Genomic DNA, 19202 nt, shown 5'->3' with positions numbered 1-19202 from the left:
ATGCAAGGGATGGGGCAAGCTACCGTCCGTTTTCGCCCGAATCCGAACCGCGTGCGCCGAGCCCTCCGCCTGCTTCCCCTGCCTCTGAGCATCGCCATCTGCCTGCCGGCAATGGCCGATGAAAAGCCGCTCAACTGGGGCCTGTGCCCGGCTACCGACGTGATTCCCGCGTTCACCGATGCCCCTGTCCCGGTCCCGGTCCCGGGGCAGGACAAGGCCGCCGCCAGCGCCGCGCGCGAGCAGCAGCCGACCGACATCGAGGGTGACCAGCTGCTGGGCACCACCACCGTGCCGCAGTACGAAGGCAACGTGGCCCTGCGCCGTGGCGACCAGTTCGTCGGCACCGACAAGCTCAGCTTCGATACCGAGACCGGCAACTACATCGCCGACGGCAATGTCCGCTACCAGGACTCCTCGATCCGCATGGTCGCCAAGCGCGCCGAGGGCAACCAGGAAAGCGACACCCACAAGATCACCGACATCAAGTACCAGCTGGTGTCGCGCCGCGGCAACGGTGATGCCGAATCGGTCGACCTGCAGGGCGCGGTCGGCCAGATGCACCGCTCCACCTACACCACCTGCGACCCGTCGCAGCCGGTGTGGAAGCTGTCGGCGCCGCAGATCGAAGTGGACAACGACGAAGGCTTCGGTACCGCCCGCAACGCCGTGCTTCGCATCGGCAAGGTGCCGGTGCTGTGGGCGCCGTACTTCAAGTTCCCGATCGACGACCGCCGCAAGACCGGCCTGCTGTTCCCGCAGCTGGGCATGTCCGGCCGCAACGGTTTCGATTACGCACAGCCGATCTACTTCAACCTGGCGCCGAACTACGACGACACGTTGACCCCGCGCTACATGAGCCGGCGCGGCCTGATGCTCGACAACGAATTCCGCTACCTCTACAACGGCGGCCGCGGCGAACTGCTGACCGCGTTCATGCCCAACGACAAACTGCGCGACCGCGACCGCGGCCGGGTGATGTTCGGCGGCTACCACAACCTCGACGGCCACTGGCAGGCCCGCGCCAACCTGGCCTGGGTCAGCGACGAACGCTATGTGGAAGACTTCGCCAACCGCCTGGTGGGGGTCACCGCGTCGAACCTGCAGAGCACCATCGGCCTGTACGGCACTGGCAGGAACTGGACGGCCGGCATCATGGCCGACCGCTGGCAGCTGACCGACTACACCCTCAACGAGGGTGCGCTGGCCTACAACCGCCAGCCGCGCCTGTATTTCAACTGGGACAAGCCGGTCCTGCCGTGGCTGGAAACCGGCATCTACGCCGAAGCCGTGCGTTTCACCCACGACGACATCAACTTCAAGTACGGCGCTGATGCGGGACCCGACCTGCAGTACACCCGCAACGGCAGCCGTCAGACCGACGGCATCGGTGTCAGCGGCGGCTCGCGGCTGGATGTCAAACCCTACGTGTCGTTCCCGATCAGCGGCGCGGCCTGGTATGTCACGCCGACCCTGGCCTACCGCTATACCGGTTACCAGCTGGACCGTGGCCTGGTTGATGGCGTGAACGGCATCCGCGGCCAGATCCTGCGTTCGCAGGGCATCGACCCGAACACCGCCACACCGGAACAGCTGCGCGGCAACACCTCGCCCAGCCGCAGCCTGCCGATCGGCAGCATCGACGCCGGCCTGTTCTTCGATCGCGAGACCCGCATCGGTGGCAAGTCCTTCCTGCAGACCCTGGAACCGCGCCTGTTCTACCTGCGCACGCCCTACCGCGATCAGGACGAGCTGCCGATCTTCGACACCCGCGACTTCACCTTCAGCTGGGGCCAGCTGTTCCGCGATTCTCGCTATACCGGCGCCGATCGCCAGAACGACGCCAACCAGCTGACCATGGCACTGAGCACCCGCTTCATCGACCAGACCACCGGCAAGGAACGCTTCTCGGCCTCCATCGGCCAGATCCAGTACTTCGACGAATCGCGGGTGACCGTCACCCCGGGTGGCGCGCCGGTGGAGAAGGGCAAGTCGGCGTGGATCGCTGACGGCAACTACATGATCAACGACCGCTGGACCCTGGGTGCCACCTACCAGTGGGACCCCAAGTACAAGCGCGAGGATCTGGCCAGCGTCCGCGCCCGCTACCTGATGCCCAACGATGGCGTGATCAACCTCAGCTACCGTTACCGCATCAACTCCGGCGCCCCGGCCACCGCCAACAAGCATGACCGCACGCTGCTGGAACAGGCCGACCTGTCGTTCCTGTACCCGCTGAATGCGCGCTGGAGCCTGGTCGGCCGCTACTACTACTCGCTGCAGGACAAGGAACCGCTGGAGATCATCGCCGGCGTCCAGTGGGACAGCTGCTGCCTGGCCGTGCGTGCGGTCGCCCGCCGCTACGTCCGCAACCGCGAAGGCGAGATGAACAACGCCATCCAGCTGGAGTTCGTGCTCAAGGGCCTGAGCTCCCTGGGCCAGGACACGGACCGTACCCTGCGCCGTGCTATCCTCGGCTACAACCGCGACGACCTCTATCTCGTGCCGCCGAGCAACACCGGGGCGACCCGGGATGACTACGATCCGAACCTGATCCCATGACCAAGCGCTTCCCCGTTCTTCTCGCCTCGCTGCTGGCGGTGTCCAGCGTGTCCGCCCCCCTGCAGGTGCTTGCCCAGGAGGCGCAGCCGCTTGACCGCATCGCCGCCGTCGTCGATGAGGACGTGATCCTGCAGAGCGAGCTCCAGCGTGCGATCGCCAACATCAAGGCGCAGTACGCCGGCCGCGAAAACCAGCTGCCGCCGGAAGACGTGCTCAGCCGCCAGGTGCTCGAGCGCCTGGTGCTGGTCAAGCTGCAGGTGGCCCGCGCCCAGGGCAGCGGCATCCGGGTCAGCGACCAGGAGCTGAACCAGGCGATGAACTCCATCGCCCAGCAGAATGGGTCCAACCTGGACGCCCTGCGCCAGCGCCTGGCCCATGACGGCATCGACTTCAACGATTTCCGCGCTTCGGTGCGTGATGAGATCACCGTGCAGCGCCTGCGCCAGAGCTTCGCGCAGAGCCGCATCAGCGTCAGCGAGGGTGAAGTCGACGCCGCGCTGAAGCAGCAGGCCACGGTGGGCAACCAGTACCACCTGGCGCACATCCTGATCGCCCTGCCCGACGGTGCCAACGCCGACCAGATCGCCACCGGCCAGAAGAAGGCCGATGGTGTGAAGACCCTGCTGGACAAGGGCGAGCTGGACTTCAACGCTGCAGCCGTGCGCTATTCGGACAGCCCGAATGCACTGGAAGGCGGTGACCTGGGCTGGCGCAGCCTGGATGAAATCCCGCAGGCCTTTGCCCAGATGATGGAAAAGATGAAGCCCGGCGAAGTGGTCGGCCCGATCCGTGGCCCGAGCGGCTTCCAGCTGCTGAAGCTGGTGGAAGTGCGTGACGCCAGCTCCGCCGCCGCCGGTGAGCATACGGTCACCGAATTCCACGGCCGCCACATCCTGGTGCGCGTGGACGACCACCAGACCGACGCCGCCGCCAAGGCCAAGATCGACACCCTGCGTGCCCGCATCGCCGGTGGTGCCGAGTTCCAGACCGTTGCCAAGGAATCCTCCGAGGACAACAACAGCAAGGGCCAGGGCGGTGACCTGGGCTGGTTCCCGGCCGACGCGTTCGGTCCGGCCTTCGGCCAGCAGGTGGAAGGCCTCCAGGACGGTGGCGTCAGCCAGCCGTTCCGTACCGATGCCGGTTGGCACATCGTGCAGCGCGTGGCGACCCGCCAGACCGACGTGACCACCGACAACCAGCGTGCCCAGGTCCGCGAGACCATCGGCCGCCGCAAGCTGGAAGACGAGTACAACCGCTTCCTGCAGGAACTGCGTGGCGAAGCCTACGTCAGCTTCCGCAGCGGCGACCGCGCGGAAAACACCGCCACCCCGCCGCAGTCCTGAACGATGCGCCCCGAGCTCGCTCTGGTACCGGGCGAGCCCGCCGGGATCGGCCCGGAGCTATGTGTCCGCCTCGTCCAGCAGCCGCGTGAAGATTGCCGGCTGCTGGCCTTCGCCGATCCGGACACCCTGCACGCGGCCGCGGCCGCGCTGAACCTGCCCCTGCAGCTGCTGCCCGAGGACGCCGAAGCACGCGCCCCCGGCGATCTGCGCCTGCGCGCTGTCCGCAACGCTGCGCCCAGCCGCTTCGGCCAGGCCGATCCGGCCAATGCCGGCGCGGTCATCGGCGCGCTGCTCGGCGCCGGCCAGGCCTGCCTGTCCGGCGAACTGCACGGTGTTGTGACCGGCCCGGTGCACAAGGCGGTCATCAATGAAGGCGGCATCGCCTACAGCGGCACCACTGAACTGCTGGCCGACCAGGCCGGGGTGAAGGTGGTGATGATGCTGGCCAACCACATCGTGCGCGTGGCCCTGGCCACCACCCACCTGCCGCTGCGCGAGGTGGCCGATGCGATCACCGCGCCCGGCCTGGAGCACACGCTGCGCACGGTGCACGCCGCACTGCGCCGTGAGTTCGGCCTGCCTGCGCCGCGCATCGCCGTGCTCGGCCTGAACCCGCACGCCGGCGAAGATGGCCACCTGGGCCGCGAAGAACTGGATCTGGTCATCCCGCTGCTGCAGCGCCTGCGCGCGGAGGGCATGGACCTGGTCGGGCCGCTGCCGGCCGATACCGCCTTCCTGCCCGCCAAGCTGGCCGGCTTCGACACCGTGCTGGCGATGTACCACGACCAGGGCCTGCCGGTACTGAAATATTCCGGCTTCGAACAGGCGGTGAACCTGACCCTGGGCCTGCCCTATCCGCGCGTGGCGGTGGACCATGGCACCGCGCTGGAGCTGGCCGGCCGCGGCATCGCCGATCCCTCCAGCCTGCAGGCGGCAACGACGCTGTGTGCGCAGCTTGCGCGGCAACGTACACTGGGCGCATGAATTCCCCGCATTCCCCCTCCGGCCCGGTGTTCACCGCACCGGCCAAGAAGCAGCTTGGCCAGCATTTCCTGGCCGACCGCCACTACATCGACAAGATCGTGATGGCGGTCAACCCGAAAGACGGCGACCGCCTGGTCGAGATCGGCCCTGGCCAGGGCGCGATCACCCTGCCGCTGCTGCGCGTGCACCCCACGCTGACGGTGATCGAGTTCGACCGCGACCTGATCGCGCCGCTGACCGCCGCCGCCGAGCCGCTGGGCGAGCTGACCATCGTTCATCGCGACGTGCTGCGCGTGGACTTCACCGAACTGGCCGCCGGCCAGCCGATCCGCCTGGTCGGCAACCTGCCCTACAACATCTCCTCGCCGATCCTGTTCCATGCGCTGGAGCATGCCGCGGTCATCCGCGACATGCACTTCATGCTGCAGAAGGAAGTGGTCGACCGCATGGCGGCCGGCCCCGGCAGCAAGGTGTATGGCCGCCTCAGCGTGATGCTGCAGGCCTACTGCCAGGTGACCTCGCTGTTCGTGGTGCCGCCGGGCGCGTTCCGGCCGCCGCCGAAGGTCGATTCGGCCGTGGTGCGTCTGGTGCCGCGTGACCCGGCCGCGATCAACATCAACGACCACAAGCGCTTCGCCGAGGTGGTCAAGGCCGCCTTCGGGCAGCGCCGCAAGACCCTGCGCAATGCCCTGAACAACGTGGTGTCCGCCGAGCAGTTCATCGCCGCCGGCGTGCGTCCCGATGCCCGCGCCGAACAGCTGGACGTGGCCGAATTCATCGCTTTGGCCAATGCCTCCTGATTACACTGCCGGTATGGAAGACGCTGACGTTTATGCCATCTCCGTCGAAGTCGCGCCGCGCTTCCTCGACGATCAATCCGCGCCGGAAGACGGTCGCTTTGCGTTCGCCTACACGATCCGCATCCACAACCAGGGGCGGGTCGCGGCACGCCTGGTCGCGCGCCACTGGCGCATCACCGATGCCAATGGTCGTGTCGAGCATGTCGATGGCGACGGGGTGATCGGCGAGCAGCCGCGGCTGCGCCCCGGTGAAGACTTCCGTTACACGTCCGGTGTCATGCTGGGGACCGATCACGGGACCATGCAGGGGCACTACGACATGGTCGCCGACGATGGCACCGAATTTGCCGCGCCGGTCGCACCCTTCGTGCTGGCCGTGCCGCGTACCCTGCACTGACACGGAGGCCGAACGATGAGTGTGTGGGCGATCGGCGACCTGCAGGGCTGCTATGACGTCACCCAGCGATTGCTGGAGAAGATCCGCTTCGACCCGGCGCAGGACACCCTGTGGTTCTGCGGCGACCTGGTCAACCGCGGCGGGCAGTCGCTGGAAACGCTGCGGCTGGTGCACTCGCTGCGCGAGCACAGCGTGGTGGTGCTGGGCAATCATGATCTTTCGCTGCTGGCCGTCGGTTCGCGTACCGAAGAGGAACAGCGCAAGGTCAACCCGGACCTGCTGCGCATCGTGCAGGCCGAGGACCGCGACGAACTGCTGGACTGGCTGCGCCTGCAGAAGCTGGTGCACGTGGACCGCGAGCTGGGCTGGATGATGGTGCACGCCGGCCTGGCGCCGAAGTGGACCACGCAGATGGCCGAGAAGCATGCCGCCGAGGTCGAGGTGCAACTGCATGGCGCCGGCTACCGCAAGCTGTTCCGCAACATGTACGGCGACAAGCCGAGCTGGGCCCCGAACCTGTCCGGTTACGACCGCTCGCGCGCGATCATCAACGTGCTCACCCGCATGCGCTACTGCACCCCGCGGGGGCGCATCGGCATCGAGGACAAGGGCACGCCGGGCACGCAGGAGCAGGGGCTGTATCCCTGGTTCGAAGTGCCCGGCCGGGTCGAGCGCGACCTCAAGGTCGTCTGCGGCCACTGGTCGGCGCTGGGCCTGACCATCACCCAGGGCGTGCACGCCATCGACACTGGCGCGGTCTGGGGCGGCAAGCTGACCGCGCTCCAGCTTGATACCGACGAGCTGCGCGTGGTGCAGGTTCCGGGCCGCGACGTACCGGCACCCGTGCCCAACGCCCGCCCGCCGGCGCGACCGGCGCACGAGCGCCCCGGCGCCGCGACGCAGGGCAAGGAACAGGGCGGCAACGCCGCTGCCACCCCGGGCAACCGTGGCCCACGCCGCCGTCGCCGTCGTGGTGGCGGAGGGGGCGGCGCGGGTGGCGGCACCAACAACAGTCCCCCGCCGCAGGCGTGACGCGGCGCGGCTGGGCACCAGGGACGGTGCTGCTGCTGACGCTGGCCCTGGCCAGCGGCTGCCAGCCCGGCTCGCCGCCTGCTCCCACGGCTGCGGATGGTGCCGCACATGCGCCGACGCAGCCGCAGGCCCCTTCGCCGCCACTGGTGGCCGCAGCCCGCGCGCAGGTCGGCGTCACCACCCGTTACGATCCTGCTTACCAGGTACTGGCCTATCCTGGCGGCGACGTGCCACTGGATCGCGGCGTGTGCACGGACGTGGTGGTGCGCGCCCTGCGCGATCTGGGCCTGGACCTGCAGGCACGCGTGCATGAGGACATGCGCGGCAGTTTCAGTGCCTATCCGGCGATCTGGGGCCTGTCACGGCCGGACCGCAACATCGATCATCGTCGTGTACCGAACCTGATGCGCTGGTTCGAGCGCCAGGGCTGGCAGCAACCGGTCACGGCCCTCGCCGCCGACTACGCGGCCGGCGACATCGTTGCCTGGAAGCTCAATGGCAACGGCCTGCTGCACGTGGGCATCGTTTCTGACCGGCGCCTGGCCAACGGCACACCGCTGGTGCTGCACAACATCGCGCGCGGCACGCGCGAAGAGAACCTGCTGTTCCAGCACGCGATCATCGGGCATTACCGGATGCCGTAGGCAATCCTGTAGAGCCGAGCCATGCTCGGCTCCGGGATGTGTCCGCGGAAAGCAGCCGAGCATGGCTCGGCTCTACAGGTGCGTTGCGATCAGCGGCGCACGTAGTGCACGAAGCGGAACGCGTAGGCGTGCCGTTCGTCGGCAGGGTGCGGCTCGCTGCTCACTTCCTGCCAGTCCTGCACGTCCACTTCGGGGAAATGGGTATCGGCGGGGACTTCGGCATCGACCCAGGTCAGGTACAGGTCACTGGCCTGGTCCAGCAACTGGTGGAAGATCTCGCCGCCGCCGATGATGCACAGCTCGCTGGCGCCCTCGCCTTCGGCAATCGCCTTCGCCTCGTCCAGCGACGCCACCGCACGCATGCCCTCGAACGGCACCTGGCCGCTGCGGGTCAGTACGAGGTTGGTCCGCCCCGGCAGCACGCGGCCGATCGACTCGGCCGTCTTGCGCCCCATCAGGATCGGCTTGCCCAGGGTGAGCGCCTTGAAGTGCTTGAAGTCATCCGGCAGATGCCAGGGCATGGCATTGCCCTGGCCGATGCCACGGTTGCGGTCCAGCGCCACGATCATCGACAGCTTCAGGGCGCTCATACCGCCACCGGCGCCTTGATCGCCGGGTGCGGGTCGTAGCCATCGATGCGGATGTCGTCGAACTGGAAGCCGAACAGGTCGGTCACCTCCGGGTTCAACCACAGCTTCGGCAGCGCGCGCGGTTCACGCGACAGCTGCTCGCGGGCCTGCTCGAAATGGTTCGAATACAGGTGCGCGTCACCCAGCGTATGCACGAAGTCGCCCACGCCCAGGCCGGTGGCCTGCGCCACCATGTGGGTCAGCAGCGCGTAGCTGGCGATGTTGAACGGCACGCCGAGGAAGATGTCGCCGCTGCGCTGGTAGAGCTGGCAGCTGAGCTTGCCGTCCACCACGTAGAACTGGAACAGGTTATGGCATGGCATCAACGCCATCTGCGAAAGCTCGCCCACATTCCAGGCACTGACCACCAGCCGCCGCGAATCGGGGTTGCGCTTGATCTCGTCCACAAGCCACTGCATCTGGTCGATCTGGCGGCCGTCGGCGGTGGCCCAGCTGCGCCACTGCTTGCCGTAGACCGGGCCGAGGTCGCCGTTCTCGTCGGCCCACTCGTCCCAGATGCGCACCTGGTTGTCCTTCAGGTAGCCGATGTTGGTGTCGCCCTTCAGGAACCACAGCAGCTCGTGGATGATCGAGCGCAGGTGCAGTTTCTTGGTGGTGACCAGCGGGAAGCCTTCGGTGAGGTCGAAGCGCATCTGCCAGCCGAACACGCTGCGGGTGCCGGTACCGGTGCGATCACTCTTCTCGGCGCCGTGCTCGAGCACGTGCGCCAGCAGGTCCAGGTAGGGCTTCATGGCTTGCCCTCGGCAGCCACCGGCAACTGCGGCTGCAATACCGGCGCGCGGCGCGACATCACCAGCAGCACCAGGCCGAAGGCGATCAGCGGCAGGCTGAGGATCTGGCCACGGGTCAGCCAGTCGAAGGCCACGTAGACGCCGTTGTCCGGCATGCGCACGAACTCCACCGCGAAGCGGAACAGGCCGTACATCAACGCGAACAGGCCACCCACCAGGTAGCGGTGGCGCGGCTTGGCCGACACCGCCCACAGCACCACGAACATCACCAGGCCTTCCAGGAACGCTTCATACAACTGCGACGGATGGCGGGCGTACGGGTTCAATGCGCCGGTGGCGAACTGCGCCTGCAGCGTCGCGTGGTCGAGCTGGTTCAGCGGGGCCGGCAGGCCGGACGGGAACACCACGCCCCAGGTCCCGTCGGTGTACTTGCCCCACAGCTCGGCGCCGATGAAGTTGCCGATGCGGCCGAAGCCCAGGCCCAGTGGCACCAGCGGCGCCATGAAATCCATGGTGTCGAAGAAATGCAGCTTGTGCTTGCGCGACCACCACCAGCAGGCGCCCAGCACGCCGAGCAGGCCACCGTGGAAGCTCATGCCGCCGTCCCACACCTTGAACAGCAGCAGCGGGTTGTGCAGGAAATCGCCCAGCGCGTAGAACAGCATGTAGCCGATGCGCCCGCCCAGCACCACGCCGAGCATGGCGTAGAACAGCAGGTCGGAGAAGCCGTTGGCATCGACGCCCGGCAGGCGCCCCGCGGCAATGCGCGTGCGGCCCAGCAGCCACGCCGCGGTGAAGCCGAGCAGGTACATGATGCCGTACCAGTGCACCTTGATCGGCCCCAGCGAAAGGGCGATGGGGTCGATGTCGTGGAAATAGATCATGGAAAACGCCTGGCGGGAGTACGGGTATTTTAGCGTCCCTGCCCCGCCCGGGGCCGGGGCCGGCACGGGCGGAGGACCACGCCGCAGATCAGGGTTCAGTCCAGGATCTGGGGCGCGTCAGGCAACGCGTCATGCTCGGACCGCATCGAGGCCGGAAAGTGCCCTTCGATCAGGCTGGAGACCTCGTCGATGGCATCCTGCAATGCCTCGACCGGATGGGCGCCGCGCAGGCCCTCGCGCAGGTGGGTGCAGACCCGCTGCCACTGCGCCGGGCTGACCCGGCCGTGCAGGCCACGGTCGGCAACGATCTCGATCGCGTGATCGGCCAGCAGCAGGTAGATCAGTACGCCGTTGTTGTGGGCGGTATCCCAGGTTCGCAGGCGCGCAAAGGCATGCTCGGCGGCCTGGCGCGGGGTCACCCTGTGCCACAGCGCACCCAGCGGCAGGTCCGCTTCCACCGCGAACATCACCTGCCCACCGTGGCGCTGCTCACCGGCCGCGATGGCCTCGGTGATCGCCTGCAATGTGGCCGGCGGGAAGGCACGCCGCATCGAGGGCGAGAATACATGGCGGAACAGACGTTGGATCATCACCAGCCTCCCGAAGCGCCACCGCCACCGGAACGGCCGCCGCCACCGCCCCAGCCACCACCACCACCGAATCCACCGCCCCCGCCGAAACCGCCTCCGCCACCCCAGCCGCCACCGCCCCAACCGCCACCGCCGGCAAAGCGACCCGGGTGGCCGGACAGCATCGCCACGATCAGGCCGACCACGCCGGCCAGGCCACTGGCCAGCAGCGTGGAGGTGAACAGGAATGCTGCCAGCGCCGCACCCGCGCCGCCGAGCAGGCCGCGCAGCGGACGCGGCACGCGCGAGAACACGCCGCGCAGGATGCTGCCGGCGAACACGCCGATGAACAGCGCCAGGAACCAGGTATCGCCACCACCACCGGGCTCGCGCCCGCGATGACCGCTGACCGGTGCCGGCAGCGGTTCGCCGTCGATCAGCTTGACCAGCACCGCCGTGGCATCGGTGATGCCGCCGGCATAGTCGCCGCTGCGGAAGCGCGGGACCAGGTATTCCTGGATGACCCGGTTGGCGATGGCATCGGGAATGGCGCCTTCAAGGCCGTAGCCCGGCTCGATGCGCACGCGCCGGTCATCCTTGGCCACCACCAGCAGCACGCCGTCATCCACGCCCTTGCGGCCGATCTGCCATTGGTCGAAGACCCGCGTGGTGTATTGCGCGATGTCCTCCGGCTGGGTGGTGGGCACCACCAGCACCTGCAGCTGGCTGCCCTTGCGCTGCTGCAGCTCGATCGCCTGCTGCACCAGCGCCTGCTTCTGCGTGGCGTCCAGCGTGCCGGTGGTATCGACCACCGGCGAGTCCAGCGCAGGAATCGACGCCAGCGGCTGTGCCTGCGCTGCCAACGGCAGCCACAGCAGCAGGGCCAGCAGCGCAGTGGCCAGGCGCATCGGTCAATGGCCCGGCTGCGGCGCCGGCTGCTGCTGCGGCGCGTTGCCGAAATCGACCGCTGGCGCGTTGGAAATCTGCGCTTCGTTGTCCACCGTGAAGTTCGGCTTGGTCTTGTAGCCGAAGATCTTGGCGGTGACCACCTGCGGGAACGAACGGATGTAGGTGTTGTAGTCCTGCACCTGCTGGATGTAGCGGCCGCGCGCAACCGTGATGCGGTTTTCGGTGCCTTCCAGCTGGGCCTGCAGGTCGCGGAAGTTCTGGTCGGACTTCAGCACCGGGTAGTTCTCGGTGACCACCAGCAGCCGCGACAGTGCGCTGCCGAGTTCACCCTGGGCCTGCTGGAACTGCTTGAGCGAGGCTTCGTCGTCGGCGTTGACGTTGATCTGGCCGACGCGCGAACGAGCGTTGGTGACTTCGGTCAGGACACGCTCTTCCTGGCTGGCAAAGCCCTTCACCGTCTGCACCAGGTTGGGCACCAGATCGGCGCGGCGCTTGTACTGGTTGAGCACCTCAGACCAGCTGGCCTTGACCGCCTCATCCTTCTGCTGGATGGCGTTGTAGCCGCAGCCGGACAGCAGGGAGGCCAGCAGCATCAGGGGCAGGACACGGGTGAACAGGCGCATGGCGGAGGTTCCGGGTGGGCTTGGCGCCGAGCATGCCACGGTTCGGGTGAAAGACCGGCCATCGGGCACCGCCCCCTCCGCGGTGCTGTGTTTGCTGGATATCGGGGTTGGCCGGGAGGGTGGGTTGGCTGGGGGACGCCGTGAATACGTCCATGTAGGCTCGGTCGCGCCATCCATGGCGCTCACGCCCCCAGCCAACCCACCCTCCCGGCCACGGACAATTTCCTGCACACCGCGGGAAGATCAAAAGAAAAATCAAAAGCAAAAGCCGGTTCTTCAGGCATTCGTGTCGACCAAGGTCGACAGCTACCAGAGCGGGGCGCCGTTGCGACAGATCGCGGGAATCTGTCGAAGGCGGGGTGGGTCGGGTTGAGGGGGCGTGAGCCGCATGGATGCGGCGACCGAGCTTACATGGACGTACTTGCAGCGTCCCCCTCAACCGGATCCACCCCGCCAACCCACGGAATGCAGGCTTTTGCCGTTGACGTTGACGTTGATTCGGCGGGTGCAGGGCTGCAAGCCCTGCCGGAATCCAACACCCCTCAGCAGGCCTCAGCCACCGCAGTGCGGGGACGCCCCAGCCACGCCAGCAGCAGACCCGATGTCGCCAGCAGGCCACCGGCCACCGGAATCGCGGCATAGCCCAGGCCCGAGCTGATCACCGCACCGCCCAGCGCCGCACCCACCGCATTGCCCAGGTTGAACGCACCGACGTTGATCGACGACGCCAGGCCCGGCGCCTCGCTGGCCGCCTGCATCACCCGGATCTGCAGCGGCGGTACGAGGGCGAAGGTCGCCGCGCCGAACAGCAGCACACCGAGGGCGGCGGTGGCATGGCTCATGAAGGCCAGCGGCAGCACGAACATCAGCACCGCCAGGACGGCCAGCAGGATCCGTGTGGCGCCATCCAGCGACCAGTCGGCCATGCGCCCACCGATGCCGTTGCCGAGGGTGAAGCCGATGCCGATCAGCGCCAGCGAGATCGCGATGAAGGTATTGGAGGCGCCGGTCAATTCGGTCAGCACCGGTGCGACGTAGGTGTAGAGGGTGAACATCGCACCTGCGCCAAGCACGGTGGTGGCCATCGCCAGCAGCACCGGCGGCTGCAGGATCGCCTTCAGTTCGCGGCGCACGTCCGGGCGCGGCCCCGGTGCAGATGCCGGCAGCGCGAAGCCCAGCGCGGTGATTGCGATCAGGCCCAGCGCCGCAGTACCGGCGAAGGACAGGCGCCAGCCCAGCTGCTGGCCGACCCAGGTCGCCAGCGGCACGCCGCCGATGTTGGCGATGGTCAGGCCCATGAACATGGTGGCCACGGCGGCAGCCTGCTTTTCCTTCGGCACCAGGCTGGCGGCGACCACCGCACCGATGCCGAAGAAGGCGCCGTGGTTGAGGCTGGTGACCAGGCGCGACAGCAGCAGCAGCCCGTAGTTCGGCGCCAGCGCGGACAGCAGGTTGCCGACCACGAAGATGGACATCAGCAGCATCAGCGCGGTGCGCTTGCCGAAACGGCCCATCAGCAGGGTCATCACCGGCGCGCCCAGCATCACGCCCACGGCGTAGGCGGTGATCAGCATGCCGGCGGTGGGGATGCCAACGCCCACGCCGTCGGCGATGACCGGCAACAGGCCCATCGGGGCAAATTCGGTGGTTCCAATGGCGAAGGCGCCAACGGCAAGCGCCAGCAAGGCGGCTCTGGAATTCATGGGGGTTTCCTGGGGGGCGGGAATCGGGAGTGCGTAGCCTGCGCGCTTTGCTGCGCCGGATTAAGCCTCGGCCCGGGAAAACACTGTTGATCCTGATTCACAAGTGGAGGCCGGAACGCCGCCGCAAGTGCAAAAACCGCAGCGCCGTTCGTTGTAGAGCCGCGCCCCACAACGCAGAACCCCCGGCCAGGCCGGGGGTTCTGGGTGACACACGTGCCAATGACGCGCTTACCAGTTGCCGGCGCCCGGCACGTTGTGTTCGCGGGCGCGGCGGCGCATCAGCAGGTTCAGCCACTCCACCAGCACCGAGAAGCCCATCGCGGCATAGATGTAGGGCTTGGGCACGTGCACGTCCAGGCCGTCCAGGATCAGCACCGCACCGATCATCAGGATGAAGGCCAGGGCCAGCATCTTCACGGTCGGGTTGGCGTCGATGAAGCGGCCCAGCGGGTTGGCGGCCAGCAGCATCACCAGCACCGACAGCAGGATGGCCGCCACCATCACCGGGATGTGGTCGGCGATGCCGACGGCGGTGATCACCGAGTCAAGCGAGAACACGATGTCGATCACCGCGATCTGGGCGATCACGTAGCCGAACACGGCCGAGGCCTTGGTGGTGCTGGGGTCTTCGTCCTCGCCACCGCTGATCAGTTCCTTGATCTCCATGCAGCCCTTGATGATCAGGAACAGGCCACCAACGATCAGTACCAGGTCGCGGATGGAAATGCCCATGCCGGCCACGGTGAACAGGTTGGCCGCCATGTGCGCCAGGTAGGCCAGCGAGACCAGCAGGCCGATGCGGGTGATGCAGGCCACCGCGATGCCCAGCTTGCGTGCGAACGGACGACGCTCTTCCGGCAGCTTGCTGACCGCGATGGAAATGAACACCAGGTTGTCGATGCCGAGCACGATTTCCAGCGCGCTGAGCGTGAACAGGGTCACCCAGGCATTGGGGTCGGCGAGGAACTCAAAGGACATGGAAACTCTTCAAGGCAGTGGGGGAATGGGGTTTCAGCCGTAGCTGCCGGCCAGCGCGTGCGGAACCACGACCAGCGCCCAGCACAGCAGCACGTTCATCATCAGCACGAACACCGCTGCCGAGCCCATGTCCTTGGCGCGGCCAGCCAGCTCGTGGATCTCGCTGCCGTAGCGTTCGATTACCGCTTCGATGGCCGAGTTGGCAAGCTCCATCGCCAGCACCAGCAGCATCGAGCCGATCAGCAGCGCGCGTTCGACCGGGGTCTGGCCCAGCCAGATCGCGACCGGAGTCAGCATCACCAGCAGGTATACCTCCAGCCGGAACGAGGACTCATGCAGCCAGGCGGCGCGCAGGCCCTGCCAGGACCAGCGGGCGGCCTGGAAGATGCGGCGCGGGCCGCGGGGCATGTGGCCGAACTGATCAGCCACGGGTGGAACATCCAGCAACAGGGGCGCGGCGCAGCGACCGCTCAGACGCACGGCAGGAAATCATGGGTGCACAGGAATAGGCAGATGGCCGCCATTTTGCCACAAGGCCGCCAACCGCACCCCGCACCGGCCCGCTGAACGGCCTGCCAGGGGCAAGCACCGGGCTGGGCCGTGCTTCTATGATGGAGCTCCCCTTGCCTGCTGGAGCGCCTGATGTCCCGTCGCCGTACCTGCCTGCTGATGCTGGGCCTGCTGACTGCCGCACCGCTTGCCCAGGCCCTGAGCCCGGCCAGGCCGCCGCAGGTGCCCGAACAGGTCTCCAATGTGGCCTGGGCCGGCGACATGGCCCGCTTCGCCAGCGCCGACCAGGCCAACCCGCCGCCGCGTGGTGGCATCGAGTTCATCGGCAGCTCCTCGATCCGCTTCTGGGAGAGCCTGGCCACCGACTTCCCCGGCCAGCCGGTGTTCAACCGCGGCTTCGGCGGTTCGGAAGTGCGCGACAGCACCTGGTATGCCGGCCAGATCGTGGTGCCGTATGCGCCGTGCAAGGTGTTCTTCTACGCCGGTGACAACGACCTCAACAGCGGCCGCAGCGCCATGCAGGTGCGAGATGACGTGGTCGCCTTCGTGCAGCGCGTGCACCGCGACCTGCCGAAGACCAGGGTCGAGTACCTGTCGATCAAGCCGAGCCCGTCGCGTGCGCACCTGCTGCCGGCGATCAACGAAGCCAACGCGCTGATCAAGGCTGCGCTGGCCAGGCTGCCCAACACCGGCTTCACCGACATCTACACGCCGATGCTCGGCGCCGATGGACAGCCGGACGCGACGCTGTTCCGCGAGGACATGCTGCACATGACCCCGGCCGGCTATGCGATCTGGACCAAGGCGCTGGCGCCGAAGGTCAACTGCAACTGAGGCACTGTGGACGTCGGGCATGGCCCGGCGCTACCGCACCCCATCCACGCATGGCGTGGATCTACCGACATTTCAGCGGGATGGGGTCAGAGCCGGTTGCGCCGCAACGGGATCCGACCCCGGCAGGTCGCCGCGTTACCGGAAGACCACCGTGGCTTCGGTGCCCTTGCCCGGCTGGCTGGCCAGGCTGACCTTCCAGCCGAAGCGGTCGCACAGCCGGCGCACGATCGACAGGCCCAGGCCGGTGCCCTGCGGGCGGCTCGGCTCGGCGCGGTAGAAGGGTTCAAACGCGCGCGACAGCGCCTCGGCGGACATGCCGATGCCGGTGTCGCGCACCACCACCCGGTCATTGAGCACGTGCACGTCGATACGCCCTTCGTCGGTGTAGCTGCAGGCGTTGCGCACCAGGTTGCTGACCACCACCTGCAGCACCCGCGGCGGCGCGTGCAGCTGCACCGGGCCTTCGCTGTGCAGGTGCACTGACACCAGACGCGTACCCAGCAGTTCGTTGGCGTTGTCCACCTCGTAGCGGACGATGTCGTTGACGTCGAACAGCTCGATCTGGGGTTCGACGTCGGCCTCGCGGGCCAGGATCAGGAACGCGTCGATCACCGCTTCCATGTCACGGCCGGCGCGCTGGATGCGCTGCAGGCTGCGGCGCAGGCGCGGCTGCAGGGTTTCATCGCCCAGGGCCATGTCGCTGGCCACGCGGATGACGGTCAACGGCGTGCGCAGCTCGTGGCTCGCGTCGCGGGTGAAATTGCGCTCGCGCGCCACATGCGCGCTGACCCGGTTGGCCAGCGAATGCAGCGCGGCCGCCAGCTGCCGGGTCTCGCCCTGCATGTCCGCGGGCAGCTTGTTCGGTTCCAGGTCGGCCGCCTCCGGGTGTCCCGGGTCCCAGCGCGAGACGCGCCGTGCCAGCCAGTTCACCGGCGACACCAGGCGCTTGGAGGCCCGGTAGGTGACCCAGCTGGCGCCATACACCGCCAACAGGGTCAGCAGCACCGGCACGATGCCGAACCAGAACGCCAGCATCTCCGCACGCGAACGCAGGAACACCAGGTACAGGCGGCCGGCCGGACGCACATCGACCAGTACCAGCTGGTCATCCTTGGGCAGCTCGTGGAAACCGGGTTCCAGATTGCGCAGGTTGGCCGGCAACGACAGCGCCGACTGCCCGCTTTCCAGCAGGTAGCCGCGGACGTTCTGGGTGTTGGGCGGTGGCTGCACCGGCGAGGCCTCGTGCAGCGTCCAGTAATAGGCCGCTTCCTCGCGCAGGGCGGCGCCGACCAGGCTGTGCTTGATCACCAGCGAAACCAGCCAGGCACCGAGCAGGATGCCCAGGCTGGCCAGGACTGCCTGCAGGATGAAGGCGATACGGATCTTGCGCGGCAGGCCGTGCGGCATTGCGGGGTCCCGGTCAGAGCGCTGCGATTATAGGCAGCGCGCTGCGCCGTAGTCGTGCACGGAGGATGACCGGCGGCAGTGCCGGCCGGTCATCCGTGCCCGGTGCGGGGTCGTTGCCCGGCCGGGCCTGATGCTGCACCGGCCTGGCCCCGATCAGGCCATCGGCTGGGCGATATCGGCAATGCGGTAACCGGCGCTCTGCACGGTGTGCAGCAGCGGACGGTCGAACGGCTTGTCGATGATCTTGCGCAGGTTGTACAGATGGCTGCGCAGGGTGTCCGAATCCGGCAGGCCATTGCCCCAGATCTCGCGTTCGATCTCCTGGCGGGTGACCACGCGCGGCGATTCGCGCATCAGGATGGTCAGCAGGCGCAGGCCGATCGGCGACAGCTGCAGTTCGGTACCGGCACGGGTGGCCCGCATGCTGACCGGATCGAGCACCAGGTCGGCGACCTTCAGCACTTCCGAACCCACCTGGCGGCGTTCGCGGCGGATCAGCGCGCGCAGGCGGGCTTCCAGCTCCTGGATCGCGAACGGCTTGGTCAGGTAGTCATCGGCGCCGAAACCGAGGCCGGTGAGCTTGTCGTCCAGCGTGTCGCGTGCCGTGAGCATCAGCACCGGGGTGGACTTGCGCGCATCGTTGCGCAGGCGACGGCATACTTCGATGCCATCCAGGCGCGGCAACATGAGGTCGAGCACCACGACGTCATAGCTGTTCTCCGCCGCAAGGCGGTAGCCATCCAGGCCGTCCTGTGCATAGTCGACTTCGAAGCCGCGACCTTCCAGGTATTCCCCGATCATCTCGGAGATGTTGCGGTTGTCTTCGACCACCAGCACCAAGCCGGAGGTCTCCTTCGTCTGACGCATGTGATTCCCTCTAACTTCAGCTTTGTGAAACATGCCGGATCGACGGTGGACGCGATGTGAAGTTCCGTCAAGAGGGTTGTAAATCGTTCAGAGCAGGGGCCGCAGGAGTGGCCAGACGTTGTCCAGCACCCTCGATTGCGCCTGCGCCGTGGGGTGCAGGCCATCGGCCTGCATCATGCCCGGCTGCAGGGCCACGCCCTCCAGCAGGAACGGCAGCAGCGGCACCTTGTACTGCGTGGCCAGCGCCTTGTAGGCCGCCGCCAGGCGCTGGCGGTAAGCGGGCCCATAGTTGGGCGGCACGTCGATGCCCAGCAGCAGCACCCTGGCGCCGGCCTTCTGGCTGGCCTGTACCATCTTTTCCAGGTTGCCCTGCACCTGTGCCGGGGTCAGCCCGCGCAGCGCGTCGTTGCCGCCCAGCGCGATCACCACCACCGTCGGCTTTTCCTTCGCCAACAGGCCCGGCAGGCGGGTCAGCGCGCCGGCCGTGGTTTCCCCGCTCATGCTGGCATTGACGATGCGCGCCGGTGTTTTCGACTGTTGCCTGACCCGCTGCTGCAACAGGCTGACCCAGCCGGCGTCGGCAGGGATATTGTGGGCAGCACTGAGGCTGTCGCCGAGCACCAGCACCGTACCTGCCGGGTCTTTGGCTCCGGCCAGCCCGGGCAGCAGCAATCCCAGCAGCAGCACCATCATCGCGCCGGCTCGCCGGCTCCATCCCGTCTTGCGCATTGGAGTCTCCTCATCGACAGCCTGTCCCCCCGCAGCACGCCCGTCGCCA

Annotated in this window: 19 protein-coding genes and 1 pseudogene; 8 read left to right on the top strand and 12 right to left on the bottom strand. The window is 67.5% G+C overall.

The genetic code is table 11. The features are described from left to right. Window positions 1-51: 51 nt before the first annotated feature. The 7 genes and pseudogenes from lptD to QP609_RS03505 all read left to right on the top strand — a co-directional run bounded on the left by lptD (window position 52) and on the right by QP609_RS03505 (window position 7759). Complete coding sequence (lptD, locus tag QP609_RS03535; protein ID WP_197621367.1) at window positions 52-2559, top strand: LPS-assembly protein LptD; 2508 nt, start codon at window positions 52-54, stop codon at window positions 2557-2559. Continuing rightward, window positions 2556-3887 (top strand): annotated as a pseudogene (locus QP609_RS03530) (peptidylprolyl isomerase); the annotation flags it as partial. The gene lptD and the pseudogene QP609_RS03530, both read left to right, overlap by 4 nt. An 18-nt stretch (window positions 3888-3905) precedes the next feature. After that, a complete protein-coding gene (pdxA, locus tag QP609_RS03525; protein WP_046428925.1) occupies window positions 3906-4886 on the top strand; it encodes a 4-hydroxythreonine-4-phosphate dehydrogenase PdxA in 981 nt (326 codons plus the stop codon). Next, window positions 4883-5686, top strand: coding sequence for a 16S rRNA (adenine(1518)-N(6)/adenine(1519)-N(6))-dimethyltransferase RsmA (rsmA, locus tag QP609_RS03520; RefSeq protein ID WP_014645986.1), 804 nt, complete (start codon window positions 4883-4885; stop codon window positions 5684-5686). Before pdxA ends, rsmA begins: the two co-directional genes overlap by 4 nt. 13 nt (window positions 5687-5699) lie before the next feature. Then, window positions 5700-6083 (top strand): Co2+/Mg2+ efflux protein ApaG, encoded by a 384-nt coding sequence (gene apaG, locus QP609_RS03515; protein WP_008268668.1) that lies wholly within the window; start codon window positions 5700-5702, stop codon window positions 6081-6083. A gap of 15 nt (window positions 6084-6098) precedes the next feature. After that, on the top strand, window positions 6099-7115 hold the full coding sequence (locus QP609_RS03510) for a symmetrical bis(5'-nucleosyl)-tetraphosphatase (protein ID WP_197621368.1): 1017 nt from the start codon (window positions 6099-6101) through the stop codon (window positions 7113-7115). Then, window positions 7112-7759 carry a DUF1287 domain-containing protein gene (locus QP609_RS03505; RefSeq protein ID WP_134808531.1) on the top strand — a complete coding sequence of 216 codons (648 nt, stop codon included), beginning with the start codon at window positions 7112-7114 and terminating at the stop codon, window positions 7757-7759. The genes QP609_RS03510 and QP609_RS03505 overlap by 4 nt, the downstream gene beginning before the upstream one ends. A gap of 89 nt (window positions 7760-7848) precedes the next feature. Here QP609_RS03505 and QP609_RS03500 read toward each other — a convergent pair whose 3' ends face one another. The 9 genes from QP609_RS03500 to QP609_RS03460 form a co-directional block, all read right to left on the bottom strand. Continuing rightward, entirely contained in the window at window positions 7849-8340 is a 492-nt protein-coding gene (locus tag QP609_RS03500; RefSeq protein WP_049440214.1) for a dihydrofolate reductase, read from the bottom strand. 5 nt (window positions 8341-8345) lie between these two features. After that, on the bottom strand, window positions 8346-9140 hold the full coding sequence (locus QP609_RS03495; protein WP_075077063.1) for a thymidylate synthase: 795 nt from the start codon (window positions 9138-9140) through the stop codon (window positions 8346-8348). Then, window positions 9137-10024 carry a prolipoprotein diacylglyceryl transferase gene (gene lgt, locus QP609_RS03490; RefSeq protein ID WP_046428907.1) on the bottom strand — a complete coding sequence of 296 codons (888 nt, stop codon included), beginning with the start codon at window positions 10022-10024 and terminating at the stop codon, window positions 9137-9139. Before lgt ends, QP609_RS03495 begins: the two co-directional genes overlap by 4 nt. Window positions 10025-10119: 95 nt before the next feature. Next, complete coding sequence (locus QP609_RS03485) at window positions 10120-10614, bottom strand: TPM domain-containing protein (RefSeq protein ID WP_197621369.1); 495 nt, start codon at window positions 10612-10614, stop codon at window positions 10120-10122. Next, window positions 10614-11501 carry a TPM domain-containing protein gene (locus QP609_RS03480; RefSeq protein ID WP_197621370.1) on the bottom strand — a complete coding sequence of 296 codons (888 nt, stop codon included), beginning with the start codon at window positions 11499-11501 and terminating at the stop codon, window positions 10614-10616. The genes QP609_RS03485 and QP609_RS03480 overlap by 1 nt, the downstream gene beginning before the upstream one ends. Window positions 11502-11504: 3 nt before the next feature. After that, window positions 11505-12125: a LemA family protein gene (locus QP609_RS03475; protein WP_049404134.1), complete on the bottom strand. Its 621-nt coding sequence runs from the start codon at window positions 12123-12125 to the stop codon at window positions 11505-11507. A 542-nt stretch (window positions 12126-12667) separates the two neighbouring features. Next, window positions 12668-13828, bottom strand: coding sequence for an MFS transporter (locus QP609_RS03470; RefSeq protein WP_197621371.1), 1161 nt, complete (start codon window positions 13826-13828; stop codon window positions 12668-12670). 228 nt (window positions 13829-14056) lie between these two features. Beyond that, entirely contained in the window at window positions 14057-14806 is a 750-nt protein-coding gene (locus QP609_RS03465; protein ID WP_005408127.1) for a TerC family protein, read from the bottom strand. Between the two features lie 33 nt (window positions 14807-14839). Further along, window positions 14840-15235, bottom strand: coding sequence for a diacylglycerol kinase (locus QP609_RS03460; RefSeq protein ID WP_014036025.1), 396 nt, complete (start codon window positions 15233-15235; stop codon window positions 14840-14842). 213 nt (window positions 15236-15448) lie between these two features. Here QP609_RS03460 and QP609_RS03455 point away from each other — a divergent pair, with 213 nt between their 5' ends. Continuing rightward, window positions 15449-16150: an SGNH/GDSL hydrolase family protein gene (locus QP609_RS03455; RefSeq protein ID WP_014645976.1), complete on the top strand. Its 702-nt coding sequence runs from the start codon at window positions 15449-15451 to the stop codon at window positions 16148-16150. Between the two features lie 135 nt (window positions 16151-16285). On the opposite strand, the gene QP609_RS03450 is transcribed toward QP609_RS03455, so the two are convergent. The 3 genes from QP609_RS03450 to QP609_RS03440 form a co-directional block, all read right to left on the bottom strand. Further along, window positions 16286-17557 (bottom strand): HAMP domain-containing sensor histidine kinase, encoded by a 1272-nt coding sequence (locus QP609_RS03450; protein WP_197621372.1) that lies wholly within the window; start codon window positions 17555-17557, stop codon window positions 16286-16288. A gap of 153 nt (window positions 17558-17710) precedes the next feature. Continuing rightward, on the bottom strand, window positions 17711-18424 hold the full coding sequence (locus QP609_RS03445) for a response regulator transcription factor (RefSeq protein ID WP_002811889.1): 714 nt from the start codon (window positions 18422-18424) through the stop codon (window positions 17711-17713). An 87-nt stretch (window positions 18425-18511) separates the two neighbouring features. Further along, on the bottom strand, window positions 18512-19153 hold the full coding sequence (locus QP609_RS03440) for an arylesterase (protein ID WP_032956728.1): 642 nt from the start codon (window positions 19151-19153) through the stop codon (window positions 18512-18514). Window positions 19154-19202: the final 49 nt, after the last annotated feature.

Source organism: Stenotrophomonas sp. 8(2023), assembly GCF_030345295.1.
Classification (GTDB): Bacteria; Pseudomonadota; Gammaproteobacteria; order Xanthomonadales; family Xanthomonadaceae; genus Stenotrophomonas; species Stenotrophomonas muris.
This window is presented reverse-complemented; position numbering and strand designations above follow the sequence as displayed.

Bases quoted from the DNA above. Each gene is read 5' to 3' on its own strand.
- apaG (WP_008268668.1), top strand. From the start codon at position 5,700: ATGGAAGACGCTGACGTTTATGCCATCTCCGTCGAAGTCGCGCCGCGC.
- QP609_RS03445 (WP_002811889.1), bottom strand. From the start codon at position 18,424: ATGCGTCAGACGAAGGAGACCTCCGGCTTGGTGCTGGTGGTCGAAGAC.
- QP609_RS03480 (WP_197621370.1), bottom strand. From the start codon at position 11,501: ATGCGCCTGGCCACTGCGCTGCTGGCCCTGCTGCTGTGGCTGCCGTTG.
- QP609_RS03450 (WP_197621372.1), bottom strand. From the start codon at position 17,557: ATGCCGCACGGCCTGCCGCGCAAGATCCGTATCGCCTTCATCCTGCAG.
- QP609_RS03440 (WP_032956728.1), bottom strand. From the start codon at position 19,153: ATGCGCAAGACGGGATGGAGCCGGCGAGCCGGCGCGATGATGGTGCTG.
- QP609_RS03455 (WP_014645976.1), top strand. From the start codon at position 15,449: ATGTCCCGTCGCCGTACCTGCCTGCTGATGCTGGGCCTGCTGACTGCC.
- pdxA (WP_046428925.1), top strand. From the start codon at position 3,906: ATGCGCCCCGAGCTCGCTCTGGTACCGGGCGAGCCCGCCGGGATCGGC.
- QP609_RS03465 (WP_005408127.1), bottom strand. From the start codon at position 14,806: ATGTCCTTTGAGTTCCTCGCCGACCCCAATGCCTGGGTGACCCTGTTC.
- lgt (WP_046428907.1), bottom strand. From the start codon at position 10,024: ATGATCTATTTCCACGACATCGACCCCATCGCCCTTTCGCTGGGGCCG.
- rsmA (WP_014645986.1), top strand. From the start codon at position 4,883: ATGAATTCCCCGCATTCCCCCTCCGGCCCGGTGTTCACCGCACCGGCC.
- QP609_RS03470 (WP_197621371.1), bottom strand. From the start codon at position 13,828: ATGAATTCCAGAGCCGCCTTGCTGGCGCTTGCCGTTGGCGCCTTCGCC.
- QP609_RS03495 (WP_075077063.1), bottom strand. From the start codon at position 9,140: ATGAAGCCCTACCTGGACCTGCTGGCGCACGTGCTCGAGCACGGCGCC.
- QP609_RS03485 (WP_197621369.1), bottom strand. From the start codon at position 10,614: ATGATCCAACGTCTGTTCCGCCATGTATTCTCGCCCTCGATGCGGCGT.
- QP609_RS03510 (WP_197621368.1), top strand. From the start codon at position 6,099: ATGAGTGTGTGGGCGATCGGCGACCTGCAGGGCTGCTATGACGTCACC.
- QP609_RS03475 (WP_049404134.1), bottom strand. From the start codon at position 12,125: ATGCGCCTGTTCACCCGTGTCCTGCCCCTGATGCTGCTGGCCTCCCTG.